Origin of the sequence: Meiothermus sp. (assembly GCF_025060375.1) — a bacterium.
Taxonomy (GTDB): domain Bacteria; phylum Deinococcota; class Deinococci; order Deinococcales; family Thermaceae; genus Meiothermus.
The window spans coordinates 1-15,494 of sequence record NZ_JANXCG010000071.1 but is presented as its reverse complement, the minus strand read 5'-3'; the positions used below and the strand labels follow the sequence as shown (position 1 = coordinate 15,494).

The following is a 15,494-nucleotide window of genomic DNA, read 5'->3' as shown; positions in this document are numbered from 1 at the left end:
CAGGAAGGCCACCGTCTGCTCCATGGCCACGGAGGCCAGGCTGATGCTGAGGCCCACGGCCAGCAGGGGCAGGACGCGGGGGTCCCGCCAGGAAAGCCGGGTTGTGGTCTCAGGGCGGGCTTCGGGGCGGTGCGATTCGGGCAAGGCCCACCCCACAAATGCCGCGTTGAGCAGAGCCAACCCCGCTGAGAAGACCACCGGGGTGAGGAGACCGAACTGGGCCAGCCCTGCCCCGATGGCTGGTCCGAAGATAATTCCGAGGCCGAAAGCCGCTCCCAGGACAGCAAAGTTCTGGGCTCGGTTCTCACGGGGGGTGATGTCGGCTAGGTAGGCCTGAGCGGTAGGCAAGGTGGCCGAGGAAAAAGCCCCTCCCAGAAGGCGAGAGAGCAGCAAAAGAGCAAAGAGAACCGGTTCTGAGAGGGCTTTTTTGTAGCCTAGCCAGGCGAAGAGGGCGAACAGGAAGAAACTGGCCGAGAAACCCAGGATGCCCACCAGCAGGATGGGCTTGCGTCCCGCGACCTCGCTTTTTCGGCCCCAGTAGGGTGAGAGCAGGAACTGCATGAGCGCGTAGCCAGTGGAGAAGAGCCCTACTTGCAGCTCGCTGAGCCCCAGCTCCCGGGCTAGGGGGCCCAGGACCGGAAACAGGATAGACAGCCCCAAGATGCTGTTGAAAAGGGTGAGAAAGAGCAGCGAAAGCGGCCTCACTGGGGAACAGTCTACCGTGCAAGGGGGCCTTGCGTTGCATTGCTGGATTGGGGTAGCCTGGGGGGGCGATGAGGATATTTGCCGCTTGGGGGTGGTGGCCTGGGTAGACCCCAGGGCGGCGCCTTTGTGTACCCCTGGGGCCTACCCCGGGGGTTTCCCTTTTTGCTGGAGCGTGTCAATGGAGCGGACTTTGCCGATCAAGAAAACCCTGCTGGCCGACCTCGAAACCCCCGTTACGGCCTACCTAAAGCTTTCCGAGAAGGCTGCCCCGAGTTTCTTGCTGGAATCGGTAGAGGGGGGCAAGGCCTGGGCGAGGTGGAGCTTTGTGGGGGTGGGAGCGAAGAACATCTGGAGGTTGAAGGACGGGGTTTTTACCCTAAACGGGGAGGTGGTTCCCACTCAGGACCCCCTTCGCACCCTCTACGAGGCTGTCCACCGGCCCGTGGCCTTCGACCCCGACCTGCCCCTATTCTGGGGAGGTGCGGTGGGGTATGCGGCCTACGATCTGATTCGCTACTACGAGCGCCTTCCTGCGCTGAAGCCCGATGTCCTGGGGATTCCCGACCTCCTCTTTGTTGAGCCCGAGGTGCTGGTGGTCTTTGACCAGTTCAAACAGCAGCTCCACATCGTAGCCCCTGCCTGGGAGGGGCAGAAGGCTGAGGCCCTGGAGCGCATTGCCTGGGCCGAAAAGAAGCTCAGAGGCCCCTTGCCGGGGGTGCCGGGGGAGCGGGCTGGTCGGCGCATGGAGTTTACCCAGAATCTTTCCAAAGCCGAGTACGAGGCCCTGGTGGGGCGGGCCCTGGAGTACATCCGTGCGGGGGATATCTTCCAGGTGGTGCCCAGCCTGCGCTTCTCCGCGCCTTTGGGGGTGCATCCTTTCGCCGTTTACCGGGCTCTTCGCTCGGTCAACCCCAGCCCCTACATGGGCTTTCTGGACCTGGGCGAGGTCACCCTGGTCTCCAGCAGCCCCGAGAGCCTGCTGCGCTCGGACGGGCGCAGGGTGACCACCCGGCCCATCGCGGGCACCCGCCGGCGCGGGCGGGACGCCGCTGAGGACCAGGCCCTGGCCGAGGAGCTGCTCCAGGACGAGAAGGAGCGGGCTGAGCACGTGATGCTGGTAGACCTCTCCCGCAACGACCTGGGCCGGGTCTGCCGCTACGGGAGCGTGCGGCCAAAGGAGCTGATGGTGGTGGAGCGCTACTCCCACGTGATGCACCTGGTCTCGACCGTGGAGGGCGAGCTTTGCGAGGACAAAACCCCCCTCGACGCCCTGGCCTCGGTGCTGCCCATGGGCACCGTCTCGGGGGCCCCCAAGATTCGGGCCATGGAGATTATCGAGGAGCTCGAGCCCGCCCGCCGGGGGGCGTATGGAGGGGCCTTCGGCTACCTGGCCTACGACGGCCACATGGACATGGCCCTGACCCTGCGCACCATGGTCATTGCGAAGGGAGCGCTGCACATCCAGGCCGGGGCCGGGGTGGTCTACGACTCCTCTCCCGAGGCGGAGTACCAGGAGTGCCTGAACAAGGCCCAGGCCATGCTGAGGGCGGTGCGGCTGGCCGAGGAGGGGCTATGAAGCGCATCCTGATGATTGACAACTACGACTCCTTCACCTACAACCTGGTGCAGTACCTGGGCGAACTGGGCGCGGAGCTAACCGTCTGGCGCAACGACCGCTTTGACCTGAGGGACGTGGAGGACCTCGACCCCGACGGCATTGTGGTCTCGCCCGGCCCCTGCACGCCCAGGGAAGCCGGGCTCTCGGTGCCCCTGATTCAAACCTATGCCCCCCGCTACCCCATCCTGGGGGTCTGCCTGGGACATCAGAGCATCGGGGAGGCCTTTGGAGCCCGGGTGGTGCGGCACCGGGTGATCGTGCACGGCAAGACCAGCCGCATTGAGCACGATGGCAGCGGGGTGTTTGCGGGCCTGACCACGCCGTTTACGGCCACCCGCTACCACTCTTTGGTGGTGGAAGACCTGCCGGAGGCGCTGGAGGTCAACGCCTGGGTGGAGGAGGCCGGGGGCCGCACCGTGATGGGCCTGCGCCACCGCCGCTACCCTACCCACGGGGTGCAGTTTCACCCCGAGTCGGTGCTGACCGAGGGGGGGCGGCAGATGCTGGCCAACTTCCTGGAGCTGTGCCGCTAGGCGTTTTGGGCTGGCCGGGTTTGGCGATAAGCTATATCCACAAGATGGTTTCGGTGATTGTGCCCACCCACAACCGCCGCGCACTGCTGGAGAAGAAGCTGCGCGGCCTGGAGTCGCAGCAGGGCGAGTTTGAAGTGGTGGTGGTGGCCGATGGCTGCACCGACGGGACGCTGGAGTTTTTGCAGCAGTACAGGCCCCCTTTCCCCCTACGCTTCCTCGAGCTCACCCCGGCCATGGGTGCAGCAGGCGCCCGCAACCGTGGAGCCGAGGCGGCCTCGGGCGATATACTGCTTTTTTCCGATGACGATGTGATGCCCCGGCCAGGCTGGGTTGAGGCCCACCAGAAGGCCCACGTCCGGCCCCGGGTGGTGGCGGTGGGGCGGCTGGAGCTGCCTCCAGAGCTGCGGGGTACTGGGGCCGCCGAGCTAAGGGGCCCACGGGCCTTCTGGTGGAATGTCACGGGGAACAACACCTCGTTGCCCAAGGCCCTCTTTGACGAGGTAGGAGGATACGACCCAGCCTTTAGCGGCTACGGCGGTGAGGACCCCGACCTGGGCTATCGGTTGATGAGGGCTGGGGCTCGGCTGGTCTTCGTGAGGGACGCAGTTGCGGTGCACGAGGCATTTGATTACCGCGGCAAGGCCTTGCAGAAAGCCCGCCAGGCAGGTGCGGCCCACGTGCGGGTCTGGAGGAAGCATGGCGACCCTCGGATTGCCTGGGCCCTAGGGGTGCACCCGGTTCTCTTGACGCTCAAGCTGGCCCTGCTCCCTTCCTTCAAGGGGCTTTTGGGGCCCCGCGGCGACTATGAGCTGGCCTATGCCTGGGGGGCTTCCGAAGCGTGGCAACAACCTTCAGCATCGTGATTCCCACCCAAAACCGGGCCGGGCTGCTGGCCCGGGTGGTGCGGGCTTTTCTGGAGCAGGAGGGGGTTTCGTTCGAGCTGATCGTGGTGGACGACGGCTCCACCGACGCCACGCCGGAGGCCCTGGAGGCCCTCAAAGACCCCCGCCTTCTGGTGCTGCGCCAGCCGAACCGGGGGCTCGCGCAGGCCCGCAACGCCGGGCTGGCCCGGGCCCGGGGGGCCTACGTGCTCTTCAACGACGACGATGTGGTGCCCGAGGAGGGCTTTTTGCAGGCCCACCTGGAGCTGCACCGGCGCTACCCTGCTGCGGCTGCGGTAAGCCGCCTGTACCTGCCCGAGTCGCTGGGCCAGCACCCCTTTGTGCGCTACTGGCGGGCCAGAATGGAAGGCGGGGTGCGGGGCAGGCCGGATGGGGCCCCTTTGGGCTGGGGGGGCTTCTGGTTCGCCAGCCTCTCCTTGCCCCGGGCCCTGGCCGAGGCCTTCGCCCCGTTTGCCGGCTACGGCTGGGAGGAGCACGAGCTGGGCTGGCGGCTCTGGCGCAAGGGGGTGCGGCCCCGGCTGGCCCGGAAGGCCCGGGCGGCCCACGAGGACCGGCTGGGCCTCGAGGCCGCCCTGGCCAAGCAGGAGAGCATGGGACGGATGGCCTGGCGCTTCTACCGCCTGCACCCCCACCCGCTGGTGGCCCTCTGGACCGGGGTGCATCCCCTTTCCCGGGCGTATAAGCGCCTGGCCTACCCCTGGGCTAGAGCCGAGCAGCTCCTGCGCGAGCGGGCCTGGGAGGAAGCCCCGGGGGCCTCTGGGCGCTACCGCTTTTTGCTCGAGGCCGCCTACACCCGGGGGCTGCTCGAGGGAGCACCCGGATGAACCCCCCGCTCGTCTACATAATCGTCCTCAACTACCGCGCCTGGTGGGAGACGGCGGCCTGCCTGGAGGCCCTGAAGCGCCTCGACTATCCCCGCTTCCGCCTGCTGGTGCTGGACAACGCCTCGCCCAACGACTCGGTAGAGCGGCTGCGCGAGGCTTTTCCGGGCCTCGAGCTGCTGCCCCTGCCCCAAAACCTGGGCTTTGCCGGGGGCAACAACCAGGGCCTCCGGCGGGCCCTGGCCGAGGGGGCCGACTACGTCTGGCTGCTGAACCCCGACACCCGGCCCGACCCCGGGGCGCTATCGGCCATGGTGCGCTTGGCAGAGGGCGATCCCAAGGTTGGGGCGGTGGGTGCGGTGATATACGAGATGGAGCGTCCTGAGCGGGTGCAGGCCTGGGGTGGGGGGAGGTGGTGCTGAACTGGGGTCTTATCCGCCTCCTCACCCACCCTAAACAGTTACCCCGCCTGTCGTATATCAGCGGGGCCAGCCTGCTCATCAAACGGGAGGTCTTGGAGCGGGTGGGTTTTTTGGACGAGGGCTTTTTCATGTACGGGGAGGACTGCGACTATGGTCTGCGGCTCAGGAAGGCTGGCTTTCGCTTGGCGGTGGCCTCCGAGGCCCGGGTGTTGCACAAGGGAGGTACCTCCTGGGCCAGCAACCTGGCCGCCGATGAGCACTTTGCCGCCCATAATGTTCGGCTTTTTCGCAAGCACGCGCCCTGGCCTCTTCTGGCGGTGGCGGGTTACGCCCTTTTTTGGCTGGCTGAGTACAGCTTGCGTGGCCGATTTGATAAGGTGGGGGCGCTTTTCAGGGGCCTGAGGCGAGGATGGCAGTTGCCCTTAGGCTGAGGGTTGGAATGGGTACAGGGATCCTGTATTTTCTGGAGGTAGCGTGGACGAGCTGAAGAAAGCCCTTCTGGCTGAGCCGTTGTCCCAGGCCGAAGCGCAGGCTTTGATGCGGCGGATTATGGCTGGCGACCTCACCCCCGTGCAAACCGCAGGGGTGCTGATGGCCTTGCGCACCCGAGGGGAGACCCCGGAGGAAATCGCCGGGTTTGCTGCCGGGATGCGCGAAGCCGCGGTGCGGGTCGAGACCCGGCGCCGGCCCCTTATGGACATCGTGGGCACCGGTGGGGTAGCCCCGGACGCCTTTAACATCTCCACCACCACCTGCTTCGTGGTGGCTGCCGGAGGGGTGCCGGTGGCCAAGCACGGCAACCGGGCGGCCTCGTCGAAGTCGGGCTCCTTCGACCTGCTGGAGGCCCTGGGCGTTCGGATAGACCTTCCCCCAGAGAGGGTGGCCGAGTCCATTGAGGCCCTAGGCTTGGGCTTCCTCTTTGCCCGCAACCACCATCCCGCCATGCGCTATGTGGCGCCGGTGCGGGCCGAGCTGGGGGTGCGTACGGTGTTCAACCTGCTGGGGCCGCTGACCAACCCCGCCTTCGCCACCTTGAACCTGGTGGGGGTGCACAACCCGTCTCTGCTCCTCACCTTTGCCCAGGTTCTGGGCCGGCTGGGTTCGGAGCGAGCCATGGTGGTCCATGGGGAAGGGGTGGATGAGCTGGTGCTGGGGGTGAACCAGGTGGCCGAGCTTCGGGATGGGGAGGTTCGCGTCTACACCCTGCGTCCTGAGGAGGTGGGCCTGGCGAGCGCCCCTTATGAGGCCATCCGAGGGGGCACGCCCCAGGAGAACGCCGAGACGGCTCGAGCCATCCTGGGGGGGAAGGAGCGGGGTCCCAAGCGGGATGCGGTAGCCCTCAACGCTGGGGCGGCCTTTTACCTGGCGGGCAAGGTGGATAGCCTCGCTGAGGGAGTTAGCCTGGCCCAGGGCTTGTTGGATGAAGGGGCTGGGCTGGCGCTTTTGGAGCGGCTGGTGCGCTTCACCAACGCATGAAGCCCATTCTGATTGTTTCTAACGGACACGGCGAGGACACCATTGGGGTGGCCCTGGGGAAGGCCCTGGCGGCTTTGGGCTACGGGGTTGAGGCCGTGCCCTTGGTGGGGCGAGGCCTGGCTTACGAGGAGGCGGGTTTTGCCGTATGGGGCCCCAGGAAGGAGATGCCCTCAGGGGGGTTTGCCCTGCAGAGTCCAAAGGCTCTGTGGGCCGATTTGAGGGCCGGGTGGTTCTCCATGAGCCTGGCCCACTACCGCGCGGTGCGGTGGGTGGCCCGGCAGGCCTTGGCTACCCTGGTTGTGGGGGATATCTACGCCCTGCTCGTGGGGGGGCTTTTGGGGAGACGTCCTTTGTTCCTGGTGCAGTGCCGCTCCACCCTGCGGGCTTTAGGCCGCCCTTACAGCGTTACCGAGCGGCTTCTGATGCGCCGAGCGATGCGGGTCTACCCCCGCGAGCCGGAGGGAGAGGCCTGGCTTAGGGCCCGTGGGGTGGGCCAGGCGGTGTGGTTGGGCAACCCTATGCTGGACGCGGTGGGGGAGGGGAGCTTTGGGGTACCCCCTCCCTACCTGCTCCTTCTGCCGGGCTCTCGCCAGGATGCCTACGAGAGTCTTCCCAAAATGCTGGAAGCAGCCCGCCTTTTAGGGGACCTGGGGCTTAAGCCGGTCGTTGCCTGGGCGGGGCTGCCCCTCGAGCCGCTTCCCCTCCTGGGCTGGCGGCTTGAGGCCACCGGTGAACGGCAAGGGGTGACCCACCGGCTTTGCCACCCCGATGGAACCATCGCTTACCTGGCCCGGGGGCTTTTGAAGTCGCTTCTGCTCGGCTCGAGGGTGGCCGTTTCCACCAGCGGGACCGCAGCGGAGCAGGCTGCCGGCTACGGGGTGCCCTTGGTGGGGTTTCCTACCTCGGGGCCTCAGTACACCCGGGCCTTTGCTGAAGGGCAAAAGCGCCTGTTAGGGGCAGCTTTGCTCCTGGTGGAGCCCAGCCCTTCCGCCATCGCCCAAGGGGTGCGGCGGTTCTTGTTTTCCCCGAAGATGCAGGCCCAGGCCCGCTCCGATGGAAGGGCCGCGATGGGGGAGCCGGGGGCAGCCCAGCGCATTGCCCTAGACCTGCACCGTTTCCTTATGTAAATAACAAAATGTGCTATACTGTTCAAGTGAGCGCTGATACTGCCGCTAACTACGACGCCTCTGCAATTAAGGTTCTGAAGGGACTGGAAGGGGTGCGCCATCGTCCGGCCATGTACATTGGGGGCACCCAGGCCGACGGCTACCACCACCTGTTCAAGGAAATTCTGGACAACGCGGTGGACGAGGCTTTGGTGGGCGAAGCCACCGAGATCATCACCACCCTGCACCCGGATGGCTCCCTTACGGTGGAGGACAATGGTCGGGGGATTCCAGTAGACCTCATGCCCGAAGAGCAAAAACCGGCGGTGGAGGTGATCTACACCGTGCTGCATGCCGGAGGCAAGTTTGAGGAGGGAGCCTACAAGGTCGCCGGAGGGCTGCACGGGGTAGGGGCCAGTGTGGTCAACGCGCTGTCGGAGTTTACCGTGGTGGAGGTTTTCCGCGACGGACAGCACTACCGCATTGAGTTTAGCCGGGGCGAGGTGACCCGCCCCCTGCATGTGGTGGGGCCAGCCCCTGAGGGCAAGCAGGGTACCCGGGTGACCTTTCGGCCTGACCCGCAGATATTCGGTCCAGACCAGCGGTTTGAGGCCAGTCGGTTGCGGGTGCGCCTGAGGGAGGTTTCCTTCCTGGTGGCGGGGCTCAGGCTCGTCTTCAAAGACGAGGTTCACCAGAAGGAGGAGGTCTTTTTCGATAAAGGAGGGTTGGGTTCGTTTGCCCGGTATCAGGCCGGTGGGGAGGAGCTGCTTTACGATAGGCCAGTTTTGCTGAAGGGCGAGGTGGATGCGGTGAGTGTGGAGGTGGCCTTGGTGCATACCAAGGGCTACACCCCCATCCTCTCTAGCTTTGCCAACATGATTCCCACCGTGGATGGAGGCACCCACGTATCGGGCTTTCGCAACGCCTATACCCGGGCCCTCAACACCTATGCCCGGAGGGCTGGGTTGCTTAGGGAAAAGGACATCGAGCCCAGTGGGGAAGACCTGCTCGAGGGGCTCTCCTGTGTGATTTCGGTCAAGATTTCCCAGCCGCAGTTTGAGGGGCAGACCAAGGGCAAGCTTCTGAACCCCGAGGCCGGTACTGCGGTGAGCAAGGTGGTCTACGAAAAGCTCTCCGAGTATCTGGAGGAAAACCCGCGCATCGCCCGGCTCATCTACGAGAAGGCCCTGCGCGCCGCCCAGGCCCGCGAGGCCGCCCGTAAGGCCCGGGAGCTGGTTCGTCGGGCCAACCCCCTGGAGTCCGACGACCTTCCGGGCAAGCTGGCCGACTGCCAGTCTGAAGATCCGGCCGAGAGCGAGCTCTTCATCGTGGAAGGAGACTCAGCAGGCGGCAGCGCAAAAAGCGGGCGCGACCGCCGCTTCCAGGCGATTCTGCCGCTGCGTGGAAAGATACTCAATGTGGAAAAGGCCGGTTTGAACAAAGCCCTCAAGAACGCCGAGGTGCGGGCTATGGTGGCCGCGATTGGTGCGGGGATTGGGGGTAAAGACGGCGACGAGGCTCACTTTAACCTGGAGGACCTTCGCTACCACAAGATCATCATCATGACCGATGCCGACGTGGACGGCTCCCACATCCGCACCTTGCTGCTTACCTTTTTCTACCGCTACATGCGCCCCATCATTGAGCGCGGCCACCTCTACATTGCCCAGCCGCCGCTCTACGCCCTAAGGGTGGGCAAGAGCAAGGAGGTGCGCTACCTTTACGACGACGAAGCCTTGCGGAAGGCGCTGGCTGAGATTGGGGACAAGCCCTACGAAATTCAGCGCTTCAAGGGGTTGGGCGAGATGAACGCCGAGCAGCTTTGGGAGACCACCATGGACCCCGCCAGGCGGGTGCTCAAGAAGGTGGACATGCGGGATGCTGCCTACGCCGCACAAATTTTCGACGAGCTAATGGGTACCGAAGTGCAGCCCAGGCGCGAGTTCATCGAGGAGAACGCTCGGTTTGCCCAACTGGATGTGTGAACAACCCAGGGGGCCCGCGGGCCCCCTGGGATTTCCCGCCTCAGTGGGTTACTGCAACCAGGTGTAGCGGAAGGCCAGGTAGCTGGTGTTGGGGAAGTGTAGGAAGCCCTGCACCCGGCGGTGCATGGCCTCGTACTGGGCCGAATGGAATAGGAAGACCATCGGGCAGTCCTGGAGCACGATCTCCTGCACCTGTGTGTAGATGCGCTGGCGTTCTGCTTGGCTCGAGACCCGCCGTCCTTGCTCTAGAAGCTGGGTTACCCGGTCGTTTCTGTACTTGGAGAGGTTGAGCGCGGAGGAGGGATGAAAGGTGTTGTAGAGGTAGTCGTCGGGATCGGTCTGGCCTGAGGTGCCTAAGAGGGTTACGTCAAACTCGCTGCGCAGGGCCTTGGGCAGGTAGACGTTCCAGTCTTCGGCCTGGATGTTGACCCGGATGCCTACCTCGGCTAGATTGTCGCGGATCACATCGGCAGGGGTGCGCAGGAAGTCGTAGGTGGAGGTAACGTAGAGGTTCATGGTGAAGCCGTTGGGGAAACCAGCCTCAGCCAGGAGTTGCTTGGCCTTGGCCACATCCCGGGTGTTGTAGGGGCTATTGGTGTAGGCGTAGACCCCAGAGGGGATAGTGGTTCCCCGGGCCACGATGCCGCCAGTGCCGAAGAGGGCCAGATCTACAATGGCTTTCTTGTCGATAGCATAGGCGATGGCCTGGCGTACCTTGGGGTTGTTGTAGGGCTCACGGGTGGTGTTGAAGTACAGCGCGCGGAAGTTGGCCGAAGGCCCCCCCACCACCACCAGGTTGCGGTCAGCCTTGAGCGGGCGCACATCGGCAGCGGGTACGTACTCAATCCAGTCCACCGCCCCAGCCCGAAGCGCGGTGGTGCGGGCTGCTGGGTCGGGGTAATAGGTGTAGGTGATGCCGTCCAGGTAGGGCAGCGGGCGGCCCTGGTTGTCCTTCTGCCAGTACTTGTCCCACCTGCGCACCACCAGGCGAGTCTGAGGTATGTACTCCACAAAGCGGAAGGGGCCTGTGCCAATAATGGCCTTGTTGAGGTCGTTGTTGTTCTCCTTGGCTACCCTTTCCGAGACCACAACGTTGGTGCTAAAGGCCAGCTTGGCCAGGAGGGGCGAGAAGGGCTGGGAGAGCTGGATGACCACGGTGCTGTCGTTGGGGGCTGTGACCGAGCGGACCACTGCGAAGTCGCTAGCCCTGGGGCTCTTGGTCGCGGGGTCTTTGATTCGGTTGATGGAAAAGGCCACATCCGAGGCCTTGAGGGGGTCGCCGTTGTGGAAGGTGACACCGGGACGTAGACGGAAGGTCCAGGTTAGGCCGTCGGGCGAAACTGACCAGGATTGGGCCAGCCCTGGTACGATGCGGCCCTTGCTGTCCAGCATCACTAGGGTGTCGTAGATGTTTTCCAGCACGTTGCGGCTGGCGGTGGCGTTGGTGGTGTGGGGGTCAAGGCCTACCGGGTCGGTCTGCATTCCAGCCCGCAACACGCCACCGTGCTTTTGCGCAAGCGCAGACGCGGCCAAGACCAGAGCCAACAAGGCCAAAAGCTTTTTCATTTCGCCTCCTTCGCTGTGATTATACGGCGTCACAACCTTCGCAGCCTGGGGTCCAGTGCGTCGCGTAACCCGTCGCCCAGGAGGTTGAAGCCCAGCACCATCAGCACAATGGCAAAACCCGGAACCAGCGAACCCCAGGGGGAGAGGGAGAGAAAGGCTCGTCCCTCTGAGACCATTGACCCCAGGGCTGGAAAGGGCGGCTGGATGCCCAGGCCCAGGAACGAAAGGGCCGCTTCTGCCAGCACGGCGTAGGCGAAACGCAAGGTTGCCTCTACGATTAGAGGGGCTGCCGCATTGGGGAGGATGGTGCGGAGGATAATGCGGGTGTGGCTGGCCCCCATGGCTTGCGCAGCCTCTACATAGGGCTCTTCCCGCACCATGAGGGCTGCGGCCCGGGCTACCCGGATGAAGGGCCCCACGAACACCACCGAGATGGCCAAGACCAAGTTGGCGAAGCCACCCCCCAGAAAGGCCAAGAAGGCGATGGCTAAGAGGATGGCGGGGTAGGCGATCAGGATGTCGGCCAGCCGTGAGATAACCAGGTCGAACCCACCTCGGAAGTACCCGGCCAGAAGGCCTAGGCTTCCACCCACCAAGAGGCCGGCCAGCACCGAGACCGCCGCTACCGAGAGCGAGAAGCGGGCTCCGAAGAGCACCCTCGAGAACAGGTCGCGCCCGTACTGGTCGGTGCCCAGCCAGTGTTCTGGAGAGGGGCCTGAGAGCCGGTTGGGGGGGTCAAACCTGAGGGGGTCCCAGGGGGCGATAAGGGGGGCCAGCAGGGCTCCCAGGAGCACAGTTAGGGTGATAAGACCGCCGATGAGGGCCGATCGGTTGCGTAGAAGGGCCTTGAGGAGAGGGGTCCAGGGGGTGGAGGGGTTCATGGCAGCAGGCGTCCTCCTGTCTTGGGTTTAGGACCGCGTTGGCGGGTTACTCGTACCGAATCCTAGGGTCTATGAGGGAGTAGAGCAGGTCCACCAAAAGGTTGACCAGCACCGCCGCCGTGGCCACAAACAGCACCGTGCCCTGCACCACCGGGTAGTCGCGCAGGTTGATGCCCTCGAGGGCGAACCGTCCTACCCCCGGCAGGCTGAAGACCTGCTCAATGATGACCGCCCCGCCCAGAAGCGAGCCGAACTGGATGCCGATGACGGTTGCTACCGGAATCAGGGCGTTGCGCAGGGCATGGCGAAAGATGACCACCCGCTCGGAAAGTCCCTTGGCTCGAGCGGTACGGATGTAGTCGCGTGAGAGCACCTCGAGCATTGAGCTGCGCAGGATGCGGGTGACCGCCCCGGCCAGGATCAGGCCCAGGGAGAGGGAGGGGAGAACCATGTGCCGCAGGTTTTCCAGAGGATTTTCCCGCAGGGGCACGAAGCCTGCGGGCGGTAGCCAGCCCAGCGCCAGGGCAAAAAGGAGTATGAGGAGCAAGGCCAGGAAAAACCCCGGCACCGAGAGGCCCAGAATGGCGAAGAGCGAGGCGAAGTAGTCCACCAGGCTCCCCCGTCGGATGGCCGCCAGCACCCCCAGGGGTACTGCAATCAGCAGGGCGACAAGGAGGCCCATGAGGGTGAGCTGCAGCGTGACCGGAAAGCGCAGGGCCAGGTCCTGGGCCACCTCGCGTCCGGTGCGCAGGCTGCTGCCCAGATCGCCCTGCAACACGGCCCCTAACCACTGGGCAAACTGTACGTGCAGGGGCAGATCGAGCCCGAACAGGCGGCGCAGCTCGGCCATGCGCTCTGGGGAAACGTTGGCCTCGAGGCCCACCAGGCTGGTGACCACATCCCCCGGCACAGCCCGCATGAGCAAGAAGGTGATGAGGGCTACCCCGAAGAGGGTGGGGATGGCTGCTAGAAGGCGCTGCAACACGTAGCTGGCCATAGGAGTAGCCTGAGTATATTCCTCGCAGTGGCGGGTAACCTGGGTTGTCGCAAGGCCTTTGCTAAGCTTGGGTAGGGGATTCCCTGCAGGAAGCGCATTTCCATCAGCCCGCCGGGTAGTTGTGGGGGTCCTGCAAACCGAGAGGTGGGGAATGAGGGTTCTGATTTCGCTGGGTTTGCTGTGCCTGCCCGCCTTGGCCCAGGGCTACTTCGATCTGGGCGGCTTCAAGACCCCCCGGGGTGACGTCGTTTGCGTCGCTACCTGGGATCGGATTGCCGAGGCGGCAGGGCTTCGTTGCGACCTGCACCCGGCTAGGTCCAAGAACTGCACCGATGCATTTCACTTGGGCGAGCGGGGTCCGGCTATACGGTTTTGCGCGAACCAGACCATAGACGGCTCAAAGCTACCGGTGTTGGCTCACGGTAGGGTTTGGGACAGCGGGTTTTTTCGCTGCGAGCTAAACTGGGAAAGGCTGCGCTGTGTCAACCGTGACCGGCGAGGTTTTGAGCTCTCGCCCAGGTACCAGCGGTTTTTTTGAGAGGGCAGGTGGTTTTGGTGTGCTTCACCTCAGACTCCTTGGCCGCCCGGAAGCCCGCTGGCGGGGGGAGTGCCTGCCGCCAGTGGGACTGCATCCCCCGGCACGGCCCGCATAAGCGAAGGTGGGGGCTGAGGGATGGTTGCGGGGAGGTGTTGTGAGGATGTAGCCAGCTATGGTAAGGTAGCCCGAAGATCCCCAGGGGGCCGTTTGTGGTAGGGGCATGGTGGTCTGGAGTATGTGCGCCAGCCCCCCCTTGAAACTGGGCGCGGTCATAGAATAAGGCCGGTATGGTGGTGCCCTACGTCATAGAGCAGACCGCCCGCGGGGAGCGGGTATACGACATCTACAGCCGTCTTCTGAAGGACCGCATCATCTTCTTGGGCAGCCCCATTGATGCTCAGGTGGCCAACACCGTGGTGGCCCAGATTCTCTTCCTAGCGGCGCAAAACCCCAACCAGGAGATTCGCATGTACATCAACTGCCCGGGGGGGGATGTGGACGCTGGGCTGGCCATTTACGACACCATGCAGTTTGTGGTCCCGCCGGTTTCCACCATTTGCGTGGGGCTGGCGGCTTCCATGGGGGCGGTCCTGCTGGCCGCGGGGGCTCCGGGAAAACGCTACGCCTTGCCGCACTCACGGGTGATGATTCACCAACCCTGGGCCCGTGGGCTGGGTGGTCAGGCCACCGACATCGCCATCCAGGCTGAGCAGATTCTGAAGACCCGTAAGGTGCTCAACGAGATTCTGGCCCGCCATACCCACCAGCCTTTGGAAAAGGTGGAGCGCGATACCGAGCGCGACTATTACCTTTCCGCCGAGGAGGCAGCCCAGTACGGCATCGTAGACCAGGTGGTGAGCCGTGAAGCGCAATAAGCCGGTTTGCAGTTTTTGCGGCCGTAGATACCCCGAGGTAGCCCATCTGGTGGAGTCCCCGATGGGGGAAGCCTACATCTGCGACGAGTGTGTGGCCCGGGCTCACTCCCTGCTCAAGGCCGAGTCCAAATCCGCCTACAGGGGTCCTCGCAACCTGCCCAAACCGGCTGAGATAAAGGCCTTTTTGGATCAGTACGTGGTGGGGCAGGAGCTAGCCAAGAGAACCCTTTCGGTCGCGGTCTACAACCACTACAAGCGCCTTCTGCACCCCGAGGCAGAGGTGCAGAAGTCCAACGTGCTTCTGATAGGCCCCACTGGTACCGGCAAGACCCTCCTGGCCGAGACCCTGGCCCGAATGTTGGATGTGCCCTTTGCCATTGCCGATGCCACCACCCTCACAGAGGCCGGTTACGTAGGGGAGGATGTGGAAAACGTCATCCTGCGCTTGTTGCAGGCCGCTGACTTTGATGTACAGGCTGCGGAGAAGGGCATCGTCTACATTGACGAGATCGACAAGATTGCCCGTAAGTCGGAGAACCCCAGCCTGACCCGCGATGTTTCCGGTGAGGGGGTGCAGCAGGCCCTCTTGAAGATCGTGGAGGGCACCATCGCCAATGTGCCGCCCCAGGGGGGGCGCAAGCACCCCCATCAGGAGTTCATCCAGGTCAATACCCGGAACATCCTCTTCATCTTGGGAGGAGCTTTTGAGGGTCTGGAGCGCATCGTGCTCTCGCGGGTAGATCAGCATCCCATTGGCTTCACTCGTCCCAAAAAGACGGAGGAAAAGCCTGAGGTCATTCCCGAGGACCTGGTGCGCTTTGGGCTCATCCCGGAGTTTGTGGGTCGGATGCCGGTGATCGTCCAGCTCGAGCCCCTAGACGAGGAGGCCTTGGTGCGTATCCTAACCGAGCCCAAAAATGCCCTGGTGCGCCAGTACCAGGAGCTTCTGCGCATGGAAGGGGTGGAGCTGCACTTTACCCCAGCAGCCTTGCGGGAGATTGCCCGGCGCGCCCTGAAGCGTGGGACCGGGGCTAGGGGGCTCCGCTCCATCATTGAAAAAGCGATGGTG

At 64.3% G+C, this 15,494-nt stretch carries 15 protein-coding genes; 11 read left to right on the top strand and 4 right to left on the bottom strand.

Annotation, left to right across the window (positions count from 1 at the left end; genetic code table 11):
- Positions 1 to 705, bottom strand: a 705-nt coding sequence (locus NZ849_RS08945; RefSeq protein WP_295406273.1) for an MFS transporter, incomplete at its 3' end; no start/stop codon positions are given.
- Positions 706 to 883: 178 nt separating this feature from the next.
- Between NZ849_RS08945 and trpE the strand changes: the two genes are divergently transcribed.
- The 9 genes from trpE to NZ849_RS08900 are packed head-to-tail and all read left to right on the top strand — an operon-like array spanning position 884 to position 9,568.
- A complete protein-coding gene (gene trpE, locus NZ849_RS08940) occupies positions 884 to 2,281 on the top strand; it encodes an anthranilate synthase component I (RefSeq protein ID WP_295406271.1) in 1,398 nt (465 codons plus the stop codon).
- A complete protein-coding gene (locus NZ849_RS08935) occupies positions 2,278 to 2,856 on the top strand; it encodes an aminodeoxychorismate/anthranilate synthase component II (protein ID WP_295406269.1) in 579 nt (192 codons plus the stop codon). The genes trpE and NZ849_RS08935 overlap by 4 nt, the downstream gene beginning before the upstream one ends.
- A 20-nt stretch (positions 2,857 to 2,876) precedes the next feature.
- Entirely contained in the window at positions 2,877 to 3,719 is an 843-nt protein-coding gene (locus tag NZ849_RS08930; protein WP_295406267.1) for a glycosyltransferase, read from the top strand.
- Entirely contained in the window at positions 3,695 to 4,582 is an 888-nt protein-coding gene (locus NZ849_RS08925; protein ID WP_295406266.1) for a glycosyltransferase family 2 protein, read from the top strand. The genes NZ849_RS08930 and NZ849_RS08925 overlap by 25 nt, the downstream gene beginning before the upstream one ends.
- Complete coding sequence (locus tag NZ849_RS08920) at positions 4,579 to 5,001, top strand: glycosyltransferase family 2 protein (protein WP_295406263.1); 423 nt, start codon at positions 4,579 to 4,581, stop codon at positions 4,999 to 5,001. The genes NZ849_RS08925 and NZ849_RS08920 overlap by 4 nt, the downstream gene beginning before the upstream one ends.
- Positions 4,992 to 5,432, top strand: a complete 441-nt coding sequence (locus NZ849_RS08915; RefSeq protein WP_295406261.1) for a glycosyltransferase — start codon at positions 4,992 to 4,994, stop codon at positions 5,430 to 5,432. The genes NZ849_RS08920 and NZ849_RS08915 overlap by 10 nt, the downstream gene beginning before the upstream one ends.
- 43 nt (positions 5,433 to 5,475) lie before the next feature.
- On the top strand, positions 5,476 to 6,477 hold the full coding sequence (trpD, locus tag NZ849_RS08910) for an anthranilate phosphoribosyltransferase (protein ID WP_295406259.1): 1,002 nt from the start codon (positions 5,476 to 5,478) through the stop codon (positions 6,475 to 6,477).
- Positions 6,474 to 7,604, top strand: coding sequence for a lipid-A-disaccharide synthase-related protein (locus NZ849_RS08905; RefSeq protein ID WP_295406257.1), 1,131 nt, complete (start codon positions 6,474 to 6,476; stop codon positions 7,602 to 7,604). The genes trpD and NZ849_RS08905 overlap by 4 nt, the downstream gene beginning before the upstream one ends.
- Before the next feature lie 26 nt (positions 7,605 to 7,630).
- Positions 7,631 to 9,568 (top strand): DNA topoisomerase subunit B, encoded by a 1,938-nt coding sequence (locus tag NZ849_RS08900; RefSeq protein ID WP_295406255.1) that lies wholly within the window; start codon positions 7,631 to 7,633, stop codon positions 9,566 to 9,568.
- 48 nt (positions 9,569 to 9,616) lie between these two features.
- On the opposite strand, the gene NZ849_RS08895 is transcribed toward NZ849_RS08900, so the two are convergent.
- From NZ849_RS08895 to nikB, 3 genes are read right to left on the bottom strand one after another with little or no spacing between them, the layout of a single operon-like run.
- Positions 9,617 to 11,134: an ABC transporter substrate-binding protein gene (locus tag NZ849_RS08895; RefSeq protein WP_295406253.1), complete on the bottom strand. Its 1,518-nt coding sequence runs from the start codon at positions 11,132 to 11,134 to the stop codon at positions 9,617 to 9,619.
- A gap of 29 nt (positions 11,135 to 11,163) precedes the next feature.
- Positions 11,164 to 12,015, bottom strand: a complete 852-nt coding sequence (locus tag NZ849_RS08890; RefSeq protein ID WP_295406251.1) for an ABC transporter permease — start codon at positions 12,013 to 12,015, stop codon at positions 11,164 to 11,166.
- 46 nt (positions 12,016 to 12,061) lie between these two features.
- Entirely contained in the window at positions 12,062 to 13,012 is a 951-nt protein-coding gene (gene nikB / locus NZ849_RS08885; RefSeq protein ID WP_295406248.1) for a nickel ABC transporter permease, read from the bottom strand.
- An 825-nt stretch (positions 13,013 to 13,837) separates the two neighbouring features.
- Here nikB and NZ849_RS08880 point away from each other — a divergent pair.
- Both NZ849_RS08880 and clpX read left to right on the top strand, forming a co-directional pair.
- The gene (locus tag NZ849_RS08880) at positions 13,838 to 14,425 is read left to right on the top strand and encodes an ATP-dependent Clp protease proteolytic subunit (RefSeq protein WP_119359627.1); all 588 of its coding nucleotides are present in this window, start codon (positions 13,838 to 13,840) and stop codon (positions 14,423 to 14,425) included.
- The coding region (gene clpX, locus NZ849_RS08875) for an ATP-dependent Clp protease ATP-binding subunit ClpX (protein ID WP_295406246.1) at positions 14,412 to 15,494 on the top strand (1,083 nt) is incomplete at its 3' end. The genes NZ849_RS08880 and clpX, both read left to right, overlap by 14 nt.

Excerpts from the sequence above, each read along its gene's own strand:
- trpE (WP_295406271.1), top strand. The coding sequence starts at position 884 with ATGGAGCGGACTTTGCCGATCAAGAAAACCCTGCTGGCCGACCTCGAA.
- NZ849_RS08935 (WP_295406269.1), top strand. The coding sequence starts at position 2,278 with ATGAAGCGCATCCTGATGATTGACAACTACGACTCCTTCACCTACAAC.
- NZ849_RS08920 (WP_295406263.1), top strand. The coding sequence starts at position 4,579 with ATGAACCCCCCGCTCGTCTACATAATCGTCCTCAACTACCGCGCCTGG.
- NZ849_RS08905 (WP_295406257.1), top strand. The coding sequence starts at position 6,474 with ATGAAGCCCATTCTGATTGTTTCTAACGGACACGGCGAGGACACCATT.
- NZ849_RS08895 (WP_295406253.1), bottom strand. The coding sequence starts at position 11,134 with ATGAAAAAGCTTTTGGCCTTGTTGGCTCTGGTCTTGGCCGCGTCTGCG.
- NZ849_RS08890 (WP_295406251.1), bottom strand. The coding sequence starts at position 12,015 with ATGAACCCCTCCACCCCCTGGACCCCTCTCCTCAAGGCCCTTCTACGC.
- nikB (WP_295406248.1), bottom strand. The coding sequence starts at position 13,012 with ATGGCCAGCTACGTGTTGCAGCGCCTTCTAGCAGCCATCCCCACCCTC.
- NZ849_RS08880 (WP_119359627.1), top strand. The coding sequence starts at position 13,838 with ATGGTGGTGCCCTACGTCATAGAGCAGACCGCCCGCGGGGAGCGGGTA.